This window comes from Tenacibaculum sp. UWU-22 (genome assembly GCF_041021355.1).
Classification (GTDB): domain Bacteria; phylum Bacteroidota; class Bacteroidia; order Flavobacteriales; family Flavobacteriaceae; genus Polaribacter.
Genome location: NZ_JBFNGP010000001.1, coordinates 1 through 24,148 on the forward strand (window position 1 = coordinate 1; position 24,148 = coordinate 24,148).

General features: G+C 32.1%; 16 protein-coding genes and 1 pseudogene. 12 read left to right on the forward strand and 5 right to left on the reverse strand.

Going from position 1 to position 24,148, the window contains the following annotated elements; translation table 11 throughout:
• Positions 1-2,378, forward strand: a 2,378-nt coding sequence (locus AB2B44_RS00005; RefSeq protein ID WP_369047503.1) for a T9SS type B sorting domain-containing protein, incomplete at its 5' end; no start/stop codon positions are given.
• Positions 2,379-2,423: 45 nt separating this feature from the next.
• Here the strand turns inward: AB2B44_RS00005 and AB2B44_RS00010 are convergent.
• Positions 2,424-2,921, reverse strand: a complete 498-nt coding sequence (locus tag AB2B44_RS00010) for a YkgJ family cysteine cluster protein (RefSeq protein WP_369047504.1) — start codon at positions 2,919-2,921, stop codon at positions 2,424-2,426.
• Positions 2,922-3,040: 119 nt separating this feature from the next.
• Between AB2B44_RS00010 and argS the strand changes: the two genes are divergently transcribed.
• The 3 genes from argS to lpdA are packed head-to-tail and all read left to right on the forward strand — an operon-like array spanning position 3,041 to position 6,859.
• Positions 3,041-4,822, forward strand: coding sequence for an arginine--tRNA ligase (argS, locus tag AB2B44_RS00015; RefSeq protein ID WP_369047505.1), 1,782 nt, complete (start codon positions 3,041-3,043; stop codon positions 4,820-4,822).
• 13 nt (positions 4,823-4,835) lie between these two features.
• Complete coding sequence (locus AB2B44_RS00020; protein WP_369047506.1) at positions 4,836-5,450, forward strand: hypothetical protein; 615 nt, start codon at positions 4,836-4,838, stop codon at positions 5,448-5,450.
• Positions 5,451-5,470: 20 nt separating this feature from the next.
• Positions 5,471-6,859, forward strand: a complete 1,389-nt coding sequence (lpdA, locus tag AB2B44_RS00025) for a dihydrolipoyl dehydrogenase (protein ID WP_369047507.1) — start codon at positions 5,471-5,473, stop codon at positions 6,857-6,859.
• An 81-nt stretch (positions 6,860-6,940) separates the two neighbouring features.
• Here the strand turns inward: lpdA and bshC are convergent, their stop codons facing one another.
• Positions 6,941-8,539, reverse strand: coding sequence for a bacillithiol biosynthesis cysteine-adding enzyme BshC (gene bshC, locus AB2B44_RS00030; protein ID WP_369047508.1), 1,599 nt, complete (start codon positions 8,537-8,539; stop codon positions 6,941-6,943).
• A 355-nt stretch (positions 8,540-8,894) separates the two neighbouring features.
• Between bshC and AB2B44_RS00035 the strand changes: the two genes are divergently transcribed.
• Genes AB2B44_RS00035 through AB2B44_RS00050 form a run of 4 tightly spaced genes read left to right on the forward strand, consistent with a single transcriptional unit; the run spans position 8,895 to position 13,078 of the window.
• A complete protein-coding gene (locus tag AB2B44_RS00035) occupies positions 8,895-10,841 on the forward strand; it encodes a BatA domain-containing protein (RefSeq protein WP_369047509.1) in 1,947 nt (648 codons plus the stop codon).
• Complete coding sequence (locus AB2B44_RS00040) at positions 10,838-12,094, forward strand: dihydroorotase family protein (RefSeq protein ID WP_369047510.1); 1,257 nt, start codon at positions 10,838-10,840, stop codon at positions 12,092-12,094. Before AB2B44_RS00035 ends, AB2B44_RS00040 begins: the two co-directional genes overlap by 4 nt.
• A 7-nt stretch (positions 12,095-12,101) precedes the next feature.
• Positions 12,102-12,443: a DUF4870 domain-containing protein gene (locus AB2B44_RS00045; RefSeq protein ID WP_369047511.1), complete on the forward strand. Its 342-nt coding sequence runs from the start codon at positions 12,102-12,104 to the stop codon at positions 12,441-12,443.
• Positions 12,443-13,078, forward strand: coding sequence for an alpha/beta hydrolase (locus AB2B44_RS00050; RefSeq protein WP_369047512.1), 636 nt, complete (start codon positions 12,443-12,445; stop codon positions 13,076-13,078). Before AB2B44_RS00045 ends, AB2B44_RS00050 begins: the two co-directional genes overlap by 1 nt.
• Before the next feature lie 71 nt (positions 13,079-13,149).
• On the opposite strand, the gene AB2B44_RS00055 is transcribed toward AB2B44_RS00050, so the two are convergent.
• From AB2B44_RS00055 to AB2B44_RS00065, 3 genes are all read right to left on the reverse strand, one after another.
• Entirely contained in the window at positions 13,150-15,864 is a 2,715-nt protein-coding gene (locus tag AB2B44_RS00055) for a DNA gyrase/topoisomerase IV subunit A (RefSeq protein WP_369047513.1), read from the reverse strand.
• Between the two features lie 70 nt (positions 15,865-15,934).
• Entirely contained in the window at positions 15,935-17,791 is a 1,857-nt protein-coding gene (locus tag AB2B44_RS00060) for a DNA topoisomerase IV subunit B (protein ID WP_369047514.1), read from the reverse strand.
• 216 nt (positions 17,792-18,007) lie between these two features.
• Entirely contained in the window at positions 18,008-19,441 is a 1,434-nt protein-coding gene (locus AB2B44_RS00065) for a sulfatase-like hydrolase/transferase (protein WP_369047515.1), read from the reverse strand.
• Positions 19,442-19,663: 222 nt separating this feature from the next.
• Here AB2B44_RS00065 and AB2B44_RS00070 point away from each other — a divergent pair, with 222 nt between their 5' ends.
• From AB2B44_RS00070 to AB2B44_RS00085, 4 genes and pseudogenes are all read left to right on the forward strand, one after another.
• Positions 19,664-20,206: an ACP phosphodiesterase gene (locus tag AB2B44_RS00070; RefSeq protein WP_369047516.1), complete on the forward strand. Its 543-nt coding sequence runs from the start codon at positions 19,664-19,666 to the stop codon at positions 20,204-20,206.
• Positions 20,207-20,216: 10 nt separating this feature from the next.
• Positions 20,217-21,898: pseudogene (gene ggt, locus AB2B44_RS00075) on the forward strand (gamma-glutamyltransferase).
• Positions 21,899-21,933: 35 nt separating this feature from the next.
• A complete protein-coding gene (gene trmD / locus AB2B44_RS00080) occupies positions 21,934-22,611 on the forward strand; it encodes a tRNA (guanosine(37)-N1)-methyltransferase TrmD (RefSeq protein WP_369047517.1) in 678 nt (225 codons plus the stop codon).
• Positions 22,604-24,082: a glycosyltransferase family 39 protein gene (locus AB2B44_RS00085; protein ID WP_369047518.1), complete on the forward strand. Its 1,479-nt coding sequence runs from the start codon at positions 22,604-22,606 to the stop codon at positions 24,080-24,082. Before trmD ends, AB2B44_RS00085 begins: the two co-directional genes overlap by 8 nt.
• Positions 24,083-24,148: the final 66 nt, after the last annotated feature.

Below are 24,148 nucleotides of genomic sequence, written 5' to 3' on the forward strand. Positions count from 1 at the left end.
CCATTTATGTACGAGTTGAAAACAACACCACCAGCTGTTTTAACGACTTAACTGATTTTGACCTTATTGTCAATCCAAAACCTAAGGCTAATCCTGCTAATGATTTAGTGCTGTGTGATGATGATACTGATGGCATACAAACCTTTGACCTAACCGCTCAAAACAGTACCATACTCGGAACACAAAGCTCGAGTGATTTCTCGGTAACCTATTATACCAATAAAGCTGATGCTACGAGTGGTAGCAATAAAATTACCAATCCTGCGAGCTTCACCAATACTACCGCTAACCAACAAACCATTTATGTACGAGTTGAAAACAACACCACCAGCTGTTTTAACGACTTAACTGATTTTGACCTTATTGTCAATCCAAAACCTAAGGCTGAGCCTGCTAGTGATTTAGTGCTGTGTGATGATGATACCGATGGTATACAAACCTTTGACCTAACCGCTCAAAACAGTACCATACTCGGAACACAAAGCTCGAGTGATTTCTCGGTAACCTATTATACCAATAAAGCTGATGCTACGAGTGGTAGTAATCAAATTACCAATCCTACCAGTTTTACCAATACTACCGCTAACCAACAAACCATTTATGTACGAGTTGAAAACAACACCACCAGCTGTTTTAACGACCTAACTGATTTTGACCTTATTGTCAATCCAAAGCCTAAGGCTAATCCTGCTAGTGATTTAGTGCTGTGTGATGATGCCTCAGATGGTTCTAATACAAATGGAATTCAAAATTTTGATTTAGAAAGTCAAACACCTACTGTTTTAGGAAATCAAGACCCAGCTACTTTTCAAGTAACCTACCACAGTAGCAAAACTGATGCAGAAAATGGAAACAACCTCTTGAGTTCTCCTTTTACAAACACCATTGCCAACCAACAAACTATTTACGTACGGGTTACTAATAAAAATACGGGATGCTATACAAGCAATACCACTTTCAACCTTATTGTAAATCCTATACCTATTGCTAATCATGTGGACGATTTACAAGTATGTGATGATGATTCTGACGGGTCGGCTCGTAATGGGTTTGCTCAAAATATTAATTTAGAAAGTCAAACTTCTGGTATTTTAGGAAGTCAAGATGCCGCCTCTTATACCGTAACCTATCACGCTTCGCTTGCCGATGCTCAAAATGGAACAAACCAATTAACCAGTCCTTTTTCTAATACAATTCCTTATAAACAAAGAATCTATATTAGAATTGTTAATAATAAGACCAATTGCATTAATGATATTTCAAATTTTGATGTACTGATTAATCCCGAACCACTTGCTAATTCAGACCCATCACATCCTGTATCAGACTTATTTATGTGTGATGATTTGACAGATCTAGATGACACCAATGGTATTGTACAAAATTTTGACCTCGATAGTCAAATACCTGATATTTTAGGTGTTTCACAAGACCCCGATGATTTTATTGTAACTTTTCACCTATCTAAAGCAGAAGCCTCTAGCGGAACAAACTCTTTACATTCGCCTTTTACCAATACCACCGCCCACCAACAAACCATTTACGTGCGAGTACAAAACAAAGCAACGGGTTGTGTTAACGATAATTTTTCTTTTCTAGTAAAGGTTAATTCGGTACCTGATTTCGAGGTAACCTCACCTCAATATATTTGTTTAAACAATACCCCACTTACCTTACAAGTTGAAAATCCTGACGGTGAATATACTTATCAGTGGAAAGATGCTAATGGAAATAATCTAGGTACTGATATTTCTCAAAATGTTTTTGAACCTGGTAAATATACCGTTACAGCAACTACCACAAATGGCTCTGAATGTTCTAAAACAAAAACCATTACAGTTAACCAATCAAATATTGCAACCCTTACATTAGACGACATTATTGTTAAAGACGGTAACGACAATAATACTATTAGTATCAACAATGACAATCATAACTTAGGCGAAGGTGATTATGAATTTTCACTATTAGATACCAACGGAATCATTCTAGTTGATTATCAAGACAGCCCTATTTTTGAAAATTTAGAAGGTAATATTTACACGGTTTTAGCACGCGATAAAAATGGTTGTGGAGTTGCTCGTATAGATGTATCGGTTATTGAATTCCCTAACTTTTTTACCCCCAATGATGATGGATATAATGATACTTGGCAAATAAAAGGCGTAAATTCTAGTTTTTATCCAAAAAGTGAAATCTATATTTTTAACAGACTAGGTAAAGTGCTTACTAAACTAGATATTGATGGAGACGGTTGGGACGGAATGTACAAAAACAAACAAGTTTCTTCTAATGATTACTGGTTCAAAGCTACACTAACCGATAAAAAAGGAAATGTTCATATTAAGACTGGGCATTTTTCACTTATTAGAAAATAAAATTAACCCATACAACTTCGTTTTATTGAACGTTACTTTTTTTACCTACTGAGGTAAGCGTTTCTTTAACTCTTCAACTATTCTGTAGGTAGCAGGACAAACCGCTGTATTTTTAATAGTCAAATCAGTCAATTGAATAAACTTTTTCCGATCGGTATGTGGGTATTCTGAACACGCCTTCGGACGAACATTATAAATAAAACAAGTATTATCGGTTTCATCTAAAAAAGTACATGGAGCAGATTGCAATACCATAAAATTATCTTCATCGCGCCGTAAATATTGGTTTGTAAAATCAATCACCTTTATTCGTAAATATTTTGCAATACGTTCAATATCTTTTTCAGTAAATATGGGCGATGTAGTTTTACAACAATTTGCACAAGCTAAACAATCTGTACGCTTAAATTCTTCATCGTGTAATTCTTGCATTAGCAGATCTAACCGTTTAGGCGTTCGCTTTTTTAATTTTTGAAAATACTTTTTATTTTCACTTAAAACATCTTTAGCTAGCTTTGATAAATTTTCAAGATCTTTATCCATAACACAAAGGTACAAAAGCCGTAACTAAGTAAACGACTATGGCACCTTAAAAAATCACAGAAAAAATCGTGCAATAAAAAAATTAAAAGTAGTAATTTTGCAGGATAATTAAACAGCCAATGACTATTGAATCGTTAATTGAAACGAAAGTAAAAGAAGGATTTTTAACTTTATATGACGTAGAAATTCCAAATGTAGAATTTCAAGCTACTCGTAAAGATTTTGAAGGTGACATTACAGTGGTTATTTTCCCTTTATTGCGATATAAAAAAGGAAATCCTGTGCAAATTGGCGAAGATATTGGAAAATATCTGGTTGACAACATCAGCGAAATTAAAAGTTACAACATTGTTAAAGGCTTTTTAAACTTAACCATTAGCGACATTTATTATCTAAACTTTTTTAACCAAATAGCCACCAATCCAACCTATGGTTTTGCGTCAAAAAAAGAAACCGATGCGCGTCTGGTAGAATATTCTTCACCTAATACGAACAAACCCTTACACTTAGGGCATATTCGAAATGTATTATTAGGGTATTCGGTTGCTGAAATTTTAAAAGCTGCAGGTCACAAAGTTTATAAAACACAAATAATTAACGATCGCGGTATCCATATTTGTAAATCAATGTTAGCTTGGGAAAAGTTTGGAAATGGCGAAACACCTGAATCTACTGGCTTAAAGGGTGATAAGTTAGTGGGAAACTACTATGTGAAATTTGACCAAGAATATAAAAAAGAAATTGCTGAATTAGTTTTAAACGGAATTACCGAAGACGATGCAAAAAAACAAGCTCCAATATTTTTAGAAGCACAAGAAATGCTACGTAAGTGGGAAGCTGGTGATGAAAAAATCGTTACACTTTGGAATATGATGAACAATTGGGTGTATGATGGATTTGATATTACCTACCACAATATTGGTGTTGATTTTGACAAATTATACTACGAAAGCAAAACATATTTATTAGGAAAAGACATTATTGAAGAAGGACTTAAAAAAGGGGTTTTCTTCAAAAAAGATGATGGTTCAGTATGGTGTGATTTAAAAGATGAAGGGCTCGATGAAAAATTAGTATTACGTTCAGACGGAACCGCCGTTTACATAACTCAAGACATTGGTACTGCTGTACAACGCACTAAAGATTTTCCAGATGTAAATGGAATGATTTATACTGTAGGCAACGAACAAGATTATCACTTTAAAGTGTTATTTTTAATCCTAAAAAAACTAGGGTACTCTTGGGCAGCCAATTTATACCATTTAAGTTACGGCATGGTAGATTTACCTTCTGGAAAAATGAAATCAAGAGAAGGTACCGTTGTTGATGCCGACGATTTAATAGATGAAATGACTGATACAGCAAAACTTATATCAGAAGAACTAGGAAAATTAGAAGGTTATTCGGCTGAAGAAAAAGAAAAATTATACAAAACAATTGGTTTAGGAGCCTTAAAATATTTCATTTTAAAAGTTGACCCTAAAAAACGTATTTTATTTGACCCTAAAGCATCGGTTGATTTTCAAGGAAACACGGGGCCATTTGTGCAATATACCTATGCAAGAATTCAATCGATTTTACGCAAAGCTAATTTTAACTATAACGATTCGTTAGATAAAATTGAAATATCATTACATCCTAAAGAAAAAGAATTAATTAAACAACTAGAGCTATACCCTGGAATAATTGAACAAGCAGCAGCAAATTACTCTCCTGCTATTATTGCTAATTACACCTACGACTTGGTAAAAGAGTTTAATTCTTTTTACCAAAATGTTTCTATTTTAGGAGAAGAAGATAATAACAAAAAAGTATTTAGAGTTCAATTATCTAAAAAGGTAGCTGACACCATAAAATCAGCATTTAAATTATTAGGAATTCAGGTTCCTGAAAGAATGTAAAAAAGTACTGCTTATGAAAAAAACACTAATTCTAAGTACCCTTAAGTTAGTAATTGGCGGAGTTATTATTGGTGTTTTCCATCAATATGATTTAATACTAGCCGTAGTATTAGGTCTAAAAATAATTCACTCTATTTACTCTTCTGTAAAAAACAATACCTATAGCCCTATATTTGTTACTGGACTTGTTTTTACAGGGTTAATAGGGATTTTAGTTGAATATTTAGGAACGACTTACAATCATTGGGAATATCATGATGTTACTAGTCAAATTCCTAAATGGCTATTTTTTGGTTGGGCTGGTGCGTTTGTTTTAATGTATAGAATAGAAGTTCAAATATATACTCAGTTTCCAAATTTATCCAATGCTTCAAGAAATTCCTTAATTCTTTTAATGGCTTTATTTTTTCCAGCTTTGGGTGAAATGATAGCTATTAATTTAGGTACATGGACTTATTTTTGGCCTTATCAATTATTGGGAGTCCCTTTTTTAGCCATTGTTGGTTTAACTTTTATTCATTATTTTACCCATATAGTTTTTAGCTACACGAGTAAAAAATTAGGTATTAATGACGTTGTTTTTAATCCTACACAATTAACTATAATTAATATTAAAAATAAACACTAAACGATAAAACATCTTAAAATATGAAATACGACGTACTAATAATTGGAAGTGGCCCTGGAGGTTATGTAACTGCAATTAGAGCCTCTCAATTAGGGTTTAAAACCGCAGTAATAGAGAAAGAAAACTTAGGCGGAATTTGCTTAAACTGGGGTTGTATTCCTACCAAAGCCTTATTAAAGTCTGCACAAGTATACGATTACCTAAAACACGTAGACCAATACGGTTTAAAAGCCGAAGCAATTGATAAAGATTTTGACGCGGTTATTAAACGTAGCCGAGGTGTTGCAGAAAGCATGAGTAAAGGAGTTCAATTCCTCATGAAAAAAAACAAGATTGATGTTATTGATGGTTTTGGTAAAATTAAAACCGACAAAAAAGTAGCTGTAACCGATAAAGACGGTAAAGTAACTGAATATAGTGCTGACCATATTATTATAGCTACTGGAGCACGCTCTCGTGAGTTACCTAATTTACCTCAAGATGGTAAAAAAGTTATTGGCTACCGAGAAGCAATGAATTTACCTAAACAACCTAAATCAATGATTGTTGTTGGTTCAGGAGCCATTGGGGTTGAGTTTGCTCACTTCTATAACGCTATAGGTACCGATGTTACTATTGTCGAATTTATGCCTACCATTGTTCCTGTAGAAGATAACGATGTATCTAAACAAATGGAGCGTTCATTTAAAAAAGCAGGTGTTAAAATTATGACAAGCTCTTCTGTTGAGTCTGTAGACACCTCTGGTAAAGGTGTAAAAGCTACCGTAAAAACTAAAAAAGGAGAAGAAATTTTAGAAGCCGATATTGTTTTATCTGCAGTTGGTATTAAAACAAATATTGAAAACATTGGTTTAGAAGATGTTGGTATTATTACCGACAGAGATAAAATTTTGGTAAACGACTGGTACCAAACTAACATTCCTGGCTACTATGCTATTGGTGATGTTACCCCTGGACCAGCACTAGCGCACGTAGCTTCGGCAGAAGGAATTACGTGTGTAGAAAAAATTGCAGGATTACATACCGAACCTATTGACTATGGAAATATTCCAGGTTGTACTTACGCAACTCCTGAAATTGCTTCAGTTGGTTTAACCGAAGAAAAAGCAAAAGCAGCTGGTTATGAATTAAAAATTGGTAAATTTCCATTCTCAGCTTCAGGAAAAGCAAAAGCAGCTGGCACACCCGATGGTTTTGTAAAAGTAATTTTTGATGCTAAATATGGCGAATGGTTAGGTTGTCATATGATTGGCGCTGGTGTTACCGATATGATTGCCGAAGCGGTTTTAGGTCGCAAACTAGAAACAACAGGTCACGAAGTGTTAAAAGCTATTCACCCTCACCCAACTATGAGTGAAGCGGTTATGGAAGCTGTTGCAGATGCTTACGATGAAGTAATCCATTTGTAAAAAACATTTTACTAGAATAGCAAAGCCCTACAGTTTTTAATACTATAGGGCTTTTATTTTTTAAATGCATTTTTAAAAAACTCAATTTTCAAAAACAACTACCGTAAATTCTAATTGCAACGGTTTTAGGGTATTTTTAAGTGTTTTTAAAAACATATCACCATAAGCTAGGTAATATTCAGAAAAATTACGCTGTCGCTCTTCTAAACTTTGATTTGGCAATAATTCGTTTTGAAGTAGTTTTATACGCTCAACCAAGTCTTTTTGTTTTCTTTTTTCAGCCTTAATCAACCTTTTTTCAAGATTTTCTAGTCCTTTTAGCTGTTTTTGTTCTTGAGCATTTACAGCTCCTAAAAAAGTAACATCCGTTTGTTTTGCTATATTTTTAAGCTGTAAAAATTGCTCTTGTAAAAATGTTTTTTGTTGGGTAAAATCAAAAGATATTTTCGTGTTTTCTTTTACTTTTTTCACCACTAAATCATTTTGCTTCAAAAATAACTGAGGTATTGAAATATGCAATTTATCTAATTTTTTTTGTTGCTTTTGAGATATAATTTGAACAGAATTTCGCAACAACAAAATAGGAAATGGTACCGCTACTGTATTAAAATATTTTTTCAACTGTAACCAATAAGCCAACTCTCCACCACCACCAATATAGCACAAGTTTGGTAAAATCACCTCTTGATATAACGGGCGCATAATTACATTGGGCGAAAATCGGTCAGGAAACCGCTCTACTTCTTCTAAAATTTCATCTTTTGTAAAAGTAATAGCTGTATTATGCACTTTATATTCTTGATTTTCAACAACTATTCGTTCTCTAAGGTTATTTTTTAAATAAAACAAGTTAATTTCACGAGGGTTTACTTGTATAGCATAGTTTTCTTTTAAAGAATCATTAGTGTTTGACACTGCTTTAAATGAAGTGTTAGCCAATAATTCATCTTTTACATAGGGTGTAAATTGTTGTTTTAACTCAGATGAATCTGAATCTAAAACTACCAAGCCGTATGCCCCAAATAACTCGTTAGCAATATACCTTGTCGCATCAGCTAATTTAGAATGGGTTACATAAGCTTGATAAAACAGATTTTTTAAAAACTCAGCATGCTCACTATCTCCTAACTCTTCTGAAAAACGCTCTAAAACCAATGCTAACCCATCAGTTGAAAAACGCCCTACCGCACCTTTTTGATTGGTATTCCATTGTACCTTTATACCTTTAAAATTAAAATAATTAATCTCGGCGAAGTCATGGTCTTCGGTAGCCATCCAATATACTGGAACAAAATTTTTTTTAGGAAATTTTTGAGTTAATTCTTCACATAAATTAATAGTAGAAATAATTTTGTATAAAAAATATAACGGACCCGTAAACAAGTTTAATTGATGCCCTGTTGTAACCGTAAAGGTATTCTCTTGCAATAAAGCCTCAATATTTTTTTGCGTTTTATTTGATGCATTTATAGCCGCATATTGATTTTGTATAGCGCGAACTAAAACCTGCCTTTTTTCGTTTAAAAAAGACGCTTGTTTTTCTTCTATTTGTTTTTTAAATCCATTAAAATTTGGATAATTATGATAAAAAAAGCGAATAGTTTCTTTTTCTGATAGGTAATCAGCTATTATTTTAGAAAAAAAACCTGTTTTATAAAACGGAATGTGGCTAACGTTCATCTAGCTAAAAAGAGTTGATTACATAATAATTAATACGCTCTGTAGCATTAACAGAGCCTAAGCATTAAACATAATTTTGTTTAAAAAACGTAAAGATACTAATTTGAATAGTAATTACATTTAGCATACGATTATAAAACGATAAAAAATAAACAACGATTACCAATTTAAATTTTGACAATACCTATTGATTATTAAACCGCTTACACAGCATTTAAAAAGTAAAATGGTATTATGTTGAATAATTAATTTATAAACCATCACTACCAAAACTTTTTTTTTCTAAATAGATTTTTAAAGAGTTTCTTTTTTTAATCATCTAAATAGCTATTTTTACAATTAGTTTATTTAAAATATGCAATTTAAACATCCTGAAATTTTATATTTTCTTGCACTTTTAATAATCCCTATTTTGGTGCATTTATTCCAACTACAACGGTTTGTAAAAGTACCTTTTACAAACGTTGCTTTTTTACAAAAATTAGTATTGCAAACCCGTAAAAGTTCACGGTTAAAAAAATGGTTATTATTAGCCGTTCGAACACTATTACTTGCAGCGTTAGTTTTTGCTTTTTCACAACCTTATTTTAGCAATAAAAATATAGCCAAAACCCAACACAATTTTATTTATTTAGATAACTCATTAAGTACTAATAGCGAAGGTGAAAAGGGCAATTTATTACAAAATACGATACAAGAAATCATAGAAAATATTTCTGATAAAGACCAATTTTCATTACTTACTAATGATAATTATTACCCTAAATTATCGTCGCCAGAATTAAAAAATACGCTTTTATCTATAAAAAACACATCAAAAACATTAACCTTAAATGATATTTTATTAAAAATAAACAGCGAAAATAAAACTAAAACTAACACTTCATATAAAAACATATTAATATCTGACTTTCAGAATACTTATAAAAGTAATTTTACAAATGTAAATCAACCTTTATCTCTTATAAAGTTAAAAAATTCACAACAAAGTAATCTTTCTATTGATAGTGTTTTTATAAGCGACCATAATACTGACAATACCTCTGTTAACATTGTTATAAAAAATCAAGGCAAAGCTTTAGAAAATATTCCTATTGCAATTTTCAACAACGAAAAATTAATTAGCAAACAATCTTTTTCTATACCCGAAAACAATAGTAAAACCATTCAGTTTTTAATTCAAAAACAACCTGTTTTTTTAGGTAAAATAAAAATAACTTTTAGCGATACTTTTGGTTTTGACAACACCTTCTACTTCACTTTAAATAACACCAAAAAAATTAATGTTTTAAGCATTGAAAAAAGGACTTCTTTTTTAAGTAAAATTTACACAAAAAACGAATTTAATTTCACAAGCATTCCACTTAAAAACACCAACTACAATTCGTTTGCAAAACAGCAACTTATTATATTAAATGAGCTTACCGAAATTCCGTCTTCTTTAATTTCTAGTCTTACCGATTTTTGTAAAAAAGGAGGTTACTTAACTATAATACCCAATGCTGAATCTGCAATACCATCATACAATTTATTATTTAAAAATTTATCAGCAGGCAAACTCTTGCCAAACAAAAAAGACAGTTTAAAAATAACAACTATTAATTTTGAACACCCCTTACTAAAAAATGTGTTTTTTAAAAAAATAGATAATTTTCAATATCCTTTTGTACAAAATTATTTCCCTTCCGCTTTTAATAAGAGTAGTAATATTATTTCTTTTGAAAATAAAACGGGCTTTATTCAACAAATTGATTTACCTAACAGTAAACTTTTTTGGGTGGCTTCTCCATTACAAAAACAATATAGCAACTTTACTAATTCGCCTTTAATCGTTCCAGTTTTTTACAATATTGCTCAACAAAGTCTACAACATACCAAATTATATTACAGGCTTAATCAAAACAACACTATAGAAATTAATACTCAATTAAATAAAGATGATATTTTAACGATAAAAAATAACCACACCACTTTTATTCCGCTACAACAAATTTCTCAAAACAAGGTCAGTTTAACCACACAAGACCAACCTAATGAAGCTGGTTTTTATTACATTACGCAGCAAAAAGACACCTTGCAATCAATAGCCTACAACTATCAAAAAGAAGAAAGCGCTTTACAATTTTTAGATATTAAAACTCTAGACATTGCTAAAAACATAGAAACAGCTACCTCTGTAAAAGAAGTTTTTACGGATATAAATAAAAAAAATAAAGTTCATTGGCTTTGGCAATGGTTTTTAGCCTTGGCTATTGTATCTTTGCTTCTAGAAATTTTAATTCTAAAATTCTTCAAAGTATGAGTACGCTCATTAAGTCGGCAATAATTATCGATCCTACAGGTCCGCACCATAAACAACAAAAGGATATTTTAATTACAAATGGTATTATTGAAAAAATAGCAACTACTATTGACAAAAAAAGTGACTATACAGTTGTTAATCTCGACAATTTACATATTTCTTGTGGCTGGTTTGACACTAGTGTGTCTTTTGGCGAACCTGGTTTTGAAGAGCGAGAAACTATTGTAAACGGATTACAAGTTGCCGCTAAAAGCGGTTTTACCTCTGTTGCAGTAAATGCAAACACCAACCCTATTATTGATAACAAAGCAGGTGTTGAGTTTTTAACAAACACAGCCAATAAACAGGCCACAAGCCTATACCCAATAGCAGCCCTTACACAACAAAGCAAAGGTGCTGAAATGGCTGAATTGTTTGACATGCAACAATCGGGAGCCATTGCTTTTAGCGATTATAACAAACCCGTTTTTAATGACAATTTATTAAAAATAGCTCTTTTATATGCTCAAAATTTTGACGGATTAATATTGAGTTTTCCTAAAAATAATGCCATTGCGGGTATGGGAATTGTAAACGAAGGCATTAACTCAACCAAACTAGGGTTAAAAGGTGCTCCTGCCTTAGCAGAAGAATTACAAATTGCACGTGATTTATTTATTTTAGAATATACTGGAGGCAAATTACATATACCCACCATTTCTACAGCAAACTCAGTAAAACTGATTAAAGAGGCTAAGAAAAAAGGAATAAATGTAACTTGTAGCGTAGCCGTTCATAACTTATTATTAACCGATAATGAACTTCACAATTTTGATTCAAACACAAAGGTAAACCCACCTTTACGAACCTTAAAAGACACAAAAGCTCTACAAAAAGGAGTTAAAGAGGGTACTATTGACATCATTACTTCAGATCACAACCCTATTGACATTGAACATAAAAAGGTAGAATATAGCCAAGCCAAAAACGGTACTATTGGTTTAGAAAGTGCTTTTGGCGCTTTAAACTCGGTATTAGATATTGAAACCATAGTAAAATGCCTTTCAATAAACCCTAAAAAACGATTTGGATTAACATCAACCTCTATAAAAAAAGGTGAAAAAGCAGATTTATCTCTCTTTAATCCGAAAACTGAATATACTTTTTCTGAACAAAATATTTTATCCACCTCAAAAAACAGTATATTTATTGGCAAAAAAATGGAAGGAAAAGCATACGGCGTTTTTAACAACAATCAACTTATATTAAATTAATAACATCATGGGAGATAAAATGATAGAAAATCAAACAGTAAACGAAGGTAAAACCAATGCAATTATTAGTTATTTAACTATAATAGGCACTATAGTAGCATATATTTTAAATAATAGTAAAAAAAATTCATTTGTAAGTTTTCATATTCGTCAAATGATTGGCTTGTGTATTATACAGTTATTAAACAGTTGGATTATTCAAAAATACGTAAGTTCTGTTGCCGCTGGAATTATTGGAGTTGCATTAGTTATTCTTTGGATAATCGGTTTTATGGGAGCTATAAAAGGTGAAGAAAAGAAAATTCCAATATTTGGTGACCAATTTCAAGAATGGTTTAAAAATATTTAATGTTACATTACCTCTTAAGAGAGCCTAAAACTGCAATTACAAATCCACCTTTGCTAATTTTACTACATGGTTATGGTAGTAACGAAGAAGATTTGTTTTCGTTTGCAAATGAGCTTCCAGATGAATTATTAATTGTTAGTGCTCGCGCACCTTATAGTATGGGTTTTGGCGGGTACGCTTGGTATGCGATAAATTTTGATGACCAAAATGGTAAATTTTCTGATTTAAATGAAGCTAAAAAATCAATTGAAGCTATTGCCTCGTTTATTGACGAAATTAAAGCCAAATACCATACTGATGCAAACAATACTTTTTTATTAGGGTTTAGTCAAGGTGCTATTTTAAGTTATGCTGTAAGTTTTAACTACCCTAACAAAGTGCAACATGTAATTGCATTAAGCGGTTATATAAATGAAGACCTACTGCCCACACATATAAAAGAAGATATTACTACCGATTATTATATTTCTCACGGAACAGTCGACCAAGTATTACCTGTTGATTGGGCGCGAAAAGCACCTGTGTTTTTAAACAACTTACAACTACAAAACCAATACTCTGAGTATCCTGTTGGGCATGGTGTTGCTCCTCAAAATTTTCACAGTTTTAATACCTGGATAAAAAAACGTATTTAACACAACCTTTAAAAGTATTTTTTTAAGATCTTACTTAACTTAACGCCATTTAAACCTTAAAAAGCTAACCGTTAAAATAGTTTTTGCTGATTGTCGTCGTTATTTTGTTTTTTCTTTTGAATTGCCTTTTTTATAAGCTCTTTTTTCTTTTCCTCTTTATCAGACATTTCTATGGTTGATGATTTTTTAATGGTAGGCTCTACTTTAGGCACATCAATAGGTAACTCATCATTATCAATAATTTCTTCTTCTACAACTTCAACTTCTTCTACAGTGGGTTCTTCGTAAGGAAGCGCTTCTAAAATGTTTATTTGTTTTATTTTTTCGGTTGTTAATTGATTACCCAATGCTTTAATTCCTTTAACACTAATAAACTCTTCTAAATTAACCTCCATGTTTTTTACATCTCGTTTAGAAAACACAATTTCTACTACGGGTCTATAATCAGTAGCCACAATTTCTAATTGCGATTTTTCATGTTCTGAAATAAAAAGCTCTTCTTTATCAGTAGCTTCAATTAAAAATCGTTTTACATAATACCGTTGTTTTTCTCCGTCAAAATAAATAGCTGATATGGGTTTTTTAGGGTTCCATTTTTCAAGAACAATCATATCATCATCAAAATGCATTGCCAAATCTGGAGTAATTGCTTTAATTTTTCCTGATTGGGTAGCAATTAAAATTTTATCTTCTGCTCTAAATTCACCTAACAACTCTCCTCTTCCATCAACATTTAAACGCTGTACAGTATCATCAAACCAAATTTTTCGAGGCTTTAAAGTAGACACTCCTGCTTCTTTAAACTCTACTTTTTTAATAGCATGTTTAGTAACTTGATTACCTCGAACACTACGTCCCTTAATCGCTAAATCTGAAAAATCAACATCCCATTTTAATTTCTTAATACTTCCTACAGCTCGTAGTAAAATAGTTACCACCTCTGCTTCTCCATTAGCATTAGCCGAAAAATACAATACTTTCGACTTTGGATTATCATTTGCTAAATTATATTCTCTATCTCGTGTAACTGAGGTTACGTTAAAACGTTTCATATACGATGCTCCTTTAGCGCCATCTCTATAAACCATATTGTATACGGTACGTTTGTCTTTCTTTTTAAAAACGGCTACATGTATAATTCCTTTACCTACAAAGGTTTTAGAATCTACTTTGGTTACTTGCATTGTACCGTTATCTCTAAAAACAATTATATCATCAATATCGGCACAATCGGTAACATATTCGTCCTTTTTTAGAGCCGTTCCAATAAACCCTTCTTCTCTATTTACATACAATTTTGCATTACGCATAACTACCTTAGTAGCCACAATATCATCAAAAATTCGTATTTCTGTTTTACGTTCTTTTCCTTTTCCGTATTTGGTTTTTAATTCTTTAAAGTAATCTATAGCAAAGGTGATAAGATTTGCTAAATAGTGTTTTACTTCTGTTATTTTTTCTTCTAACCCTTCAATAAATTGTTTTGCCTTATCAATATCGAACTTAGAAATCTTTTTAATTCTAATTTCTGTTAGGCGTACAATATCTTCTTCGATAATTGCTCGTTTAAGATGTTTAGTATGTGGTTGTAAACCTTTATCAATAGCTTCTATAACCCCTTCCCAAGTTTCTACTTCTTCAATATCTCGGTAAATTCTGTTTTCGATAAATATACGTTCTAACGAAGCAAAATGCCATTGTTCTTCTAATTCGTGTAACTGAATTTCTAATTCGCGCTTTAACAATTCAACGGTAAAATCAGTCGATTTTCTTAATACTTCTGAAACCCCTGTAAACACAGGTTTATTATCTTCGATAATACAGCACAAAGACGAAATTGAGTTTTCACAACTCGTAAAGGCATATAATGCATCAATGGTTTTATCAGGCGACACATTAGGTGGTAAATGCACTAAAATTTCTACCGTAGCAGCGGTATTATCTTCAATTTGCTTAATTTTTATTTTGCCTTTATCATTCGCTTTTAAAATACTATCAATTAAAGAAGAGGTTGTAGTGCCAAAAGGCACTTCATTAATAACTAGTGTTTTTTTGTCGAGTGCTGATATTTTTGCTCTAACTCTTATTTTTCCACCTCTTTTTCCGTCTTTATAATCGCTTACATCTACAATACCCCCCGTTAAAAAATCAGGAACAATAGTAAAACTTCTTCCTTTTAAATATTTGATAGACGCGTCGATTAACTCATTAAAATTATGAGGTAAAATTTTGGTTGATAATCCTACCGCAATACCTTCTGCTCCTTGTGCTAACAAAAGTGGAAACTTTACAGGCAAGTTTACAGGTTCTTTTTTACGTCCATCGTATGAGGCTTGCCACTCGGTAGTTTTAGCATTAAAAACAACATCTAGGGCAAATTTTGATAACCGTGCTTCAATATAACGAGAAGCCGCTGCCCGATCACCAGTTAAAATATTTCCCCAGTTACCTTGCATGTCTATCAGCAATTCTTTTTGCCCCATCTGCACCATGGCATCACCTATAGAAGCATCTCCATGCGGATGATACTGCATGGTATGCCCAACAATGTTTGCTACCTTATTATAACGCCCATCATCTAAATCTTTCATCGAATGCATGATACGGCGTTGTACAGGTTTAAACCCATCTTCAATTGAAGGTACTGCTCGTTCTAAAATTACATACGAGGCATAATCTAAAAACCACTCTTTATACATACCAGTAACCTTGGTAATGGTTTCGGTATTTTCAACAGATTGATTTAATTCTTCGTCGTGCTCGTAATTATTATTTTCTTCACTCATGTATCAATTTTAAACGGTTTATGGGTAGTTTATTTGTTTTTGCATCTATTTTTTAGAACTATTAAACAAACTAAGCTTCTTCTACTAAGTCTAACTCAACTTTTAAGTTATTAATGATAAATTTTTGTCTGTCAGGCGTGTTTTTACCCATATAAAATTCTAACATCTGTTCTATCGACATTTCTTTATCTAACATTACAGGATCTAAACGAATATCAGCTCCAATAAAATGAACAAATTCGTTAGGTGAAATTTCTCCCAATCCTTTAAATCGGGTAATTTCTGGTTTTCCTCGTAGTTTATTAATTGCTGCTTGTTTTTCTTCTTCTGAATAACAATAAATAGTTTCCTTTTTATTTCGAACTCTAAACAAGGGGGTTTCTAAAATATACAGATGACCTTCTTTAATAACTTCTGGAAAAAACTGTAAAAAGAAGGTTATTAACAACAATCGAATATGCATACCATCTACATCGGCATCAGTAGCAATTACAATATTATTGTAACGAAGATCTTCTAACCCATCTTCAATATTTAATGCCGCTTGTAGAAGGTTGAATTCTTCATTTTCGTATACAATTTTTTTAGATAACCCGTACGAGTTTAATGGTTTTCCTTTTAAACTAAATACAGCCTGTGTATTTACATTACGAGATTTAGTAATAGAACCACTTGCCGAATCTCCCTCAGTAATAAACAAGGTAGTTTCTAAATATCCCTCTTTTTTAGTGTCGCCAAAATGAATACGACAATCGCGTAATTTTTTATTATGTAAGCTCGCTTTTTTTGCTCTATCACGTGCTAGTTTTCGAATTCCTGATAATTCTTTACGTTCTTTTTCTGCCTGTAAAATCTTTTTTTGAAGCTTTTCTGCCGTTTCGGCATTTTTATGCAAATAATTATCGAGCTGTGTTTTTAGAAAATCATTAATGTACGTGCGAACTGTTGGCAACTCTCCTCCCATTTCGGTAGAACCTAATTTGGTTTTTGTTTGGCTTTCAAAAACAGGCTCCATCACTTTAATAGAAATGGCAGAAATAATCGACTTACGCACATCTGACGCCTCAAAGTTTTTACCGTAAAATTCGCGAATAGTTTTTACCAAAGCTTCTCTAAACGCTGCTTGATGCGTACCACCCTGTGTCGTGTTTTGACCATTTACAAACGAGTGATATTCTTCTGAATATTGGGTTTTACTATGTGTTATTGCTACTTCAATATCATCTCCTCTTAAATGAATTATAGGATACAACATATCGTCTTGATTATTGTTGTCTTCTAATAAATCTTTTAATCCATTTTCTGAATAAAACTTTTCTCCATTAAAAACAATAGTTAATCCTGGGTTTAGATACACATAGTTTTTAAGTAATCGAACAATGTATTCTGGGCGATACTTATAATTTTTAAAAATAGTATCATCGGCGATAAAGGTTACTTTAGTTCCTCTACGACGAGAGGTTTCATCTAATAGATCTTGATGGGTTAAATTCCCTTTTTCAAATTCTGCCGATGCTGATTTACCGTCTCTGGTAGACTCTACTCTAAAATAACTAGATAAAGCATTTACTGCTTTAGTACCTACCCCATTTAATCCTACCGACTTTTTAAACGCGCGAGAGTCATATTTACCTCCTGTATTCATTTTAGAAACCACATCTACCACCTTTCCTAAAGGAATACCTCTACCATAGTCGCGAACAATTACTTTATCTCCTTGCACCGAAACTTCGATAGTTTTACCCGCTCCCATCACATACTCATCAATAGAGTTGTCTAACACCTCTTTTACTAAAATATAAATACCATCATCGGCAGAAGAACCGTCGCCTAACTTACCAATATACATCCCAGGACGCATACGAATATGTTCTTTCCAGTCAAGTGAACGTATATTATCTTCAGTATAATTAGTTTCTGGTACCATAAGTTTAACGGATTGAAGTGTATGCTAAAATAATATTTACAATGTAAAGATAAAAAGCTCTATTAAATTAGTTTTCAACAGTATTTTATCGTTCACAGAAAAACATAAAAATATTTTTACGTAGAAAAAAACGTACTCAAAAACAACACAAAACCCTAACTATCAATAAATTATATGTAGTTAGGGTTGTTTTTTTTAACCAATAATTACTTTACGTTATGGCTTATTATTAACGGGTTGTGTAAGCTGATATTCTTTGTCGTATAAACTAAGCTGTCTTTTTCTCCAATTAGGTCCTTCTAAAAACACAGGATGAGGCAATCGAACTTCCCAATCACCTAGTTTTTTAAGTAACTCTTTCGTTTTTTCAATATTTTTTAAAGAAACATCATTTTGTTCAGAAACATCTGTTGGTAAGTAATATAATAAAGGTAAACGGTCTGGAAGACTTATTAATTTCCAATTTCCCTCACGAATTGCTGCACTAATAGTAAAGTGCCATTTTAATTCTTGATGAGGTAAAGAGGTATCTTTTCCTGTAATATATGGAAACAAGTTTACCCCATCAAAATGGTCTTCTTTTTTAATTTCTCCCCCAGCTAGTTTAACAAAAGTAGGCGCTAAATCTAACGAAGAAACAGGGTGGTCATATACTTTTCCTGACTCTAAAGTTTTAGGCCAATTTAAAATATAAGGTACATGAATACCTCCTTCTAAAAGTATTCCTTTTTGCCCTCTATAGGGTGCGTTTATAGAAGCATTAACATCACATGGCCCTCCATTATCACTAATAAAAACAATCAAAGTATTATCTTTTAATCCGTATTTATCAAGTGTCTTAACAATTTTTCCAATATTAACATCTAACCTATGAATCATTGCGGCATAAGTGCGTCTTTTTTTATCTTTTATATTCTTATATAACTCAAGATCTTCTTTAGTTGCTTGCATTGGTGCATGCGGTGCATTAAAAGCTGCATACAAAAAAAATGGTTCTGCTTGGTGTCTTTTTATAAAATCAACACATTCATTCCCTTTATCATCAGTGATATAGGTTATAGGGCTAGGCGTTTTATAGTTACATTGAATGGGAGCAGTATGCCCTGAACCTTTAGGGGTAGATTTAAAATAATCATGACTTCCACCTAAATACCCCCAAAACTCATCAAAACCTCTCTTTAAAGGGTGAAATTGTGGTTTATAACCCAAATGCCACTTTCCTATTATACCACTTACATAACCTAATGGTTTTAACCTATCAGCTATTGTTTTTTGAGTTACTGGCATTCCAAGAAACTCAGGGTCAAAACCTGGTTGATTAGAACTAAGGTTATTATCTTGCCCAAATTCTACTTGATTAATTCCTGTTAAAAGCCCAGCGCGAGAAGGGCTACATACTGCAGAAGAAACATATCCTTGAGGAAATCTTACACCAGAATATGCCAAATTATCAATATTTGGAGTTTTAATTTCTGTACTCCCATTAAAACCGACATCACCAAAACCTAAATCATCTGCAACGATTAAAATAAAATTAGGTTTATCAGTTGCTGAACGACTAGTATTTTTTTTCGATAAATTGTGACCTACTTGCGACCACAAAGAAATTGACCCTAAAAGAATAATAAGGCAAAAAACTTTTTTTTGCATAATTTAAGCTGTTTATATTATGAGTTAAGCTAGCAAAGGTAAGGTAATTTTATACCTTCTAATCGAATTTTGCTATTTTAGAACCTCTTAAAAGGGTATAAAATAGTTAAAAAGTAGTTAAAAAAGCGGCTAACACCGATTACTCGTAAAAATTATTATGATTATCTTTAGCAAATGAATTTTCTTGCCCACTTGTACCTTTCAAAAAATCATACTGATATTATGATAGGTAATTTTATTGCCGATCAAATAAAAGGAAATCATTTTTCTCATTTTTCGAATAAAATTCAACAAGGCATTTTATTACACCGACAAATAGACACCTTTACCGATAGCCATGAAACAGTAAAAAAAAGTAAACGAAGATTACACAAACGCTATAGACATTATAACGGAGTAATCATCGACATTTTTTACGACCATTTTTTAGCAAAAAACTGGGAAACCTACACAACTGTTTCATTAGACACCTATGTAAATAATGTATATACCTTATTAAAAAGCAACCTTGATATACTACCTAGTAAAACTCAAGAAATGTTACCCTATATGATTCAATACAACTGGCTATATAATTACCAATACATAAAAGGCATAAAAGAAGTGTTAGAAGGTATGAATAGGCGTACCAAAGGAAAATCTAAAATGAATTTAGCTATAGAAGATTTACAACTTCATTACTTTGATTTTGAACAAGATTTTACCTCTTTTTTCAAAGATTTACAGGCTTTTTCTAATCAAAAATTAAAAGAACTAGGTCTCTAAAATAGTCACTATGAAAAACGTTTTTTATTTCACGTTAATAATCTTTTGCATTTATAGCTGTAAAAAAAATAAAAAAATTATTGGTGTAACAACCGACAAAGCAATGGTTGTTTCAGCGCGAGAAGAAGCTTCTAAAATTGGCATGCATATTTTAAATAAGGGAGGTAATGCATTTGATGCAATGGTAGGCACAGAACTGGCTCTTGCCGTAGCTTACCCATATGCTGGTAACATAGGTGGTGGTGGATTTATGGTGTACCGTAAACACGATGGTGAAATAGGCGCTCTCGACTATCGTGAAAAAGCCCCTTTAGCAGCCACAAAAATATGTATTTAGACACTAATAAAAATGTAATTAAAAACAAAAGTACATTAGGCGCTATGGCTATTGGAGTTCCTGGTACTATAGCTGGTGTTTTTAAGGCCTATAAAAAATTTGGTTCTTTACCTTTAAATGAAATTATTCAACCTGTAATAGACTTGGCAAATCGAGGGGTAATCGTTACTAAAAAACAAGCTAACCGCATAAAAAAATATCAACCTTTTTTTTTAAAAGTAAACACTAATACTATTTTATTTGATAAAAATTGGAAAGAGCATGATACTATAAAATATCCAAAACTTGCAGAAACCTTAAGTCGAATTTTAAAAAATGGACGCGATGAGTTTTATAAAGGAGAAACCGCTAAAAAACTAGTAAAATTTATTCAAGAAAATGGTGGAATTATCACCGAAAAAGATTTAGAAAAATATGAAGCTAAATGGAGAACACCTATTGTTTTTAAGTATAAAGAATTAAAAATAATTTCTATGTCTCCCCCGTCTAGTGGAGGCATCTGTTTAGCTCAAATTATGAACGCTATAGAGCCTTTTAACTTAGGTAAATTAGGGCATAACACTACCAAAACAATTCAAGTTATTACCGAAGCAGAACGCAGAGCTTATGCTGATAGAAGCTATTTTTTAGGCGATCCAGATTTTGTGAAAATTCCAATTAAAACACTCATAAGTAAGTCGTATGCAAAAAACAGAATGCATAACTTTTCTTTTAAAGCAGCCACAAAATCAGCGAGTATTAGTCATGGTCATATTCAAATTTCTGAAAGTAATGAAACAACCCATTATTCTATTGTAGATCAGTTTGGCAATGCCGTTTCGGTTACCACTACTTTAAATGGCGCCTACGGATCAAAATTATACTGCAACGATTTAGGCTTTTTTTTAAATAATGAAATGGATGATTTTTCTAGCAAACCTGGAGTACCTAATATGTTTGGATTAATAGGTGCAGAAGCCAATAAAATAGAACCCGAAAAACGAATGTTAAGCTCTATGACACCAACTATTGTAGAAAAAAACAATGCGCTTTATATGGTTGTAGGCACTCCAGGAGGGGCTACCATTATTACATCGGTATTGCAAGCCATTTTAAATGTGTACGAGTTTAATATGGGAATGCAAGAAGCCGTAAATCAACCTCGATTTCATCACCAATGGCTCCCCGATGAAATTTTTATGGAATCGAATAAATTTGACAAAAAAACGATTAGCGCTTTAAAACAATTAGGTTATACAATTAACGAAAAAGATGCCCCTTCTATTGGTAGAATAGATGGGATTTTAGTATTACCTAACGGAAAACTAGAAGGAGGCGCTGACCCTCGTGGCGATGATAAGGCAATCGGATTTTAAATTTTGTTATCGATAAAAAAAGCTACTTTTGCCATATGCGAATAGATATTATTACGGTTTCACCAGAATTAATAAAAAGCCCGTTTGAACACTCAATGATAAAGCGCGCTATTGATAAAAAATTAGTACAGGTACATTTTCATAATTTAAGAGACTACGGAATTGGGTCGTACAAAAAATTAGACGATATGCCTTTTGGTGGTGGAGCTGGTATGGTGTTAATGATTGAGCCTATAGATAAATGTATTTCTGAATTACAAGCACAAAGAAAATACGATGAAATTATTTATATGACGCCCGATGCAAAAACCCTAAATCAAGCTACTGCAAATTTTTTATCATTAAAAGAAAATATAATCATTTTAGCAGGGCATTATAAAGGTGTAGACCAACGTGTACGCGACAAGTTTATTACTAAAGAAATATCAATAGGCGATTATGTATTAACTGGTGGCGAATTGGCTGCAGCAGTTTTATGCGATGCTATTATACGGTTAATACCAGGCGTATTAGGCGACGAGCAATCTGCCTTAACCGACTCTTTTCAAGACAACTTATTATCACCCCCTGTTTATACTCGACCTGCCGAATACAACGGATTAAAAGTTCCAGAAGTTCTTTTATCTGGTAATTTTAAAAAAATTGATGATTGGCGTAGTGAAAAAGCCTTTGAACGCACTAAAAATATTAGACCCGATTTATTAGATGAATAGCTTACTTTATTATACTAAAAAGTATCCCGCAATAAGCATTGTAATAGGCTTTCAATTGTTTCGATTTATAATGCTTCCTTTTATGGGCTTAATGCCTCAAGACGCATATTATTATTTTTATGGTGAGCATTTAGCACCTTCGTATTTTGATCACCCTGGCATGATTGGCTATCTTTTACGGTTGTTTACAAGCGTTTTTGGAAAAACTGTATGGGCTATTAAACTTACCGATTTTGTGGTTACCTCTTTAACCTTAGTAAGTTTTTACAAACTGGCCTCACATTTTTTATCAAAAAGGTATTTAAACTATGCTATTATTTTAATTAGCACAACACTATTTGTTTCTATTTTATCTTTTAACTCAACTCCTGATGTTCCTTTATTATTATTTTGGACCTTAAGCATCAACTGTTTATACAAGGCTATTTTTCAACAAAAAAAAGAATATTGGATTTTAGGTGGAATCGCCATGGGCTTAGCTTTTGACAGCAAATACACCGCACTGCTTTTACCTATTGGGTTAATCGCTTTTTTATTTTTCTCTAACCGTTATCGAAAGCTTTTACTTTCGCCTTGGTTATGGATTAGTTTAATAATTGCAGCACTAGTAACTTTTCCTGTTTGGTGGTGGAATTATCAAAACAATTTTGTTTCATTTACTTTTCAATCAACTAACAGAACCAGCAGTATCTCTAAATTAGAAATAAACCCTAAATATTTTTTAGGAGCTATTGGTCATCAACTCATTTTATTATTACCCATTTTATTTGCGGTTTTTGTAACATTTACCTACAAATACATAAAAAAAGCCCTTTTAAAATTTAAACTCCCTAGCAATCAAACCTTATTTTTGTTAGCTTTTTTTGTTCCAACTTTTGTCGGTTTTTTTCTAATAACCCCTATTTACTGGGTTAAAATGAATTGGCTAATGCCTTCTTACATCACTGGAATTATAATTGCTGCAATGTTTTTTAATAAAAAACTACTTAAAACTCAACTTATAATTTCTATCGTTTTTCATATTCTTATTGCTGTTGAAATACTATTTTATATTGTACCTATAAAAAGTGATGATACTTGGGTAGGATGGGAAAAATTAGCCCAAGAAACAAAGAAAATACAAAAACAATACCCTAATACATTTGTATTTTCTAACGATAACTACAAAACTTCAGCAGCATTGAATTTTTATTTAGACGAAAAAATATATGCTCAAAATATTATTGGTTTACCTGCTTTACAGTTTGATTATATTGGCGATGATTTAACCTCTTTAAATGGTAAAAATGCTTTGTTTATAGATTCTGATAAACGATTTAAAAACAAAAACAAAAAAGGAGAAATACCTACTGAGTTAACCACCTATTTTAAAGAGGTAAAAGAACTAGAACCTATAATTATAAAAAGAGGAAACCAAGAAGTTAGAAAATTTTGGGTTTTCTATTGCGCTGACTATATGTATAAAAAATAAACCAACAATTAGTTTTATCGTGAAAAAATAATTCTTAAATTTGCCGCACTCAAAACCAACCTCTGA

Excerpts from the sequence above, each read along its gene's own strand:
- AB2B44_RS00010 (WP_369047504.1), bottom strand. The coding sequence starts at position 2,921 with ATGGATAAAGATCTTGAAAATTTATCAAAGCTAGCTAAAGATGTTTTA.
- argS (WP_369047505.1), top strand. The coding sequence starts at position 3,041 with ATGACTATTGAATCGTTAATTGAAACGAAAGTAAAAGAAGGATTTTTA.
- AB2B44_RS00020 (WP_369047506.1), top strand. The coding sequence starts at position 4,836 with ATGAAAAAAACACTAATTCTAAGTACCCTTAAGTTAGTAATTGGCGGA.
- lpdA (WP_369047507.1), top strand. The coding sequence starts at position 5,471 with ATGAAATACGACGTACTAATAATTGGAAGTGGCCCTGGAGGTTATGTA.
- bshC (WP_369047508.1), bottom strand. The coding sequence starts at position 8,539 with ATGAACGTTAGCCACATTCCGTTTTATAAAACAGGTTTTTTTTCTAAA.
- AB2B44_RS00035 (WP_369047509.1), top strand. The coding sequence starts at position 8,895 with ATGCAATTTAAACATCCTGAAATTTTATATTTTCTTGCACTTTTAATA.
- AB2B44_RS00040 (WP_369047510.1), top strand. The coding sequence starts at position 10,838 with ATGAGTACGCTCATTAAGTCGGCAATAATTATCGATCCTACAGGTCCG.
- AB2B44_RS00045 (WP_369047511.1), top strand. The coding sequence starts at position 12,102 with ATGGGAGATAAAATGATAGAAAATCAAACAGTAAACGAAGGTAAAACC.
- AB2B44_RS00050 (WP_369047512.1), top strand. The coding sequence starts at position 12,443 with ATGTTACATTACCTCTTAAGAGAGCCTAAAACTGCAATTACAAATCCA.
- AB2B44_RS00055 (WP_369047513.1), bottom strand. The coding sequence starts at position 15,864 with ATGAGTGAAGAAAATAATAATTACGAGCACGACGAAGAATTAAATCAA.
- AB2B44_RS00060 (WP_369047514.1), bottom strand. The coding sequence starts at position 17,791 with ATGGTACCAGAAACTAATTATACTGAAGATAATATACGTTCACTTGAC.
- AB2B44_RS00065 (WP_369047515.1), bottom strand. The coding sequence starts at position 19,441 with ATGCAAAAAAAAGTTTTTTGCCTTATTATTCTTTTAGGGTCAATTTCT.
- AB2B44_RS00070 (WP_369047516.1), top strand. The coding sequence starts at position 19,664 with ATGATAGGTAATTTTATTGCCGATCAAATAAAAGGAAATCATTTTTCT.
- trmD (WP_369047517.1), top strand. The coding sequence starts at position 21,934 with ATGCGAATAGATATTATTACGGTTTCACCAGAATTAATAAAAAGCCCG.
- AB2B44_RS00085 (WP_369047518.1), top strand. The coding sequence starts at position 22,604 with ATGAATAGCTTACTTTATTATACTAAAAAGTATCCCGCAATAAGCATT.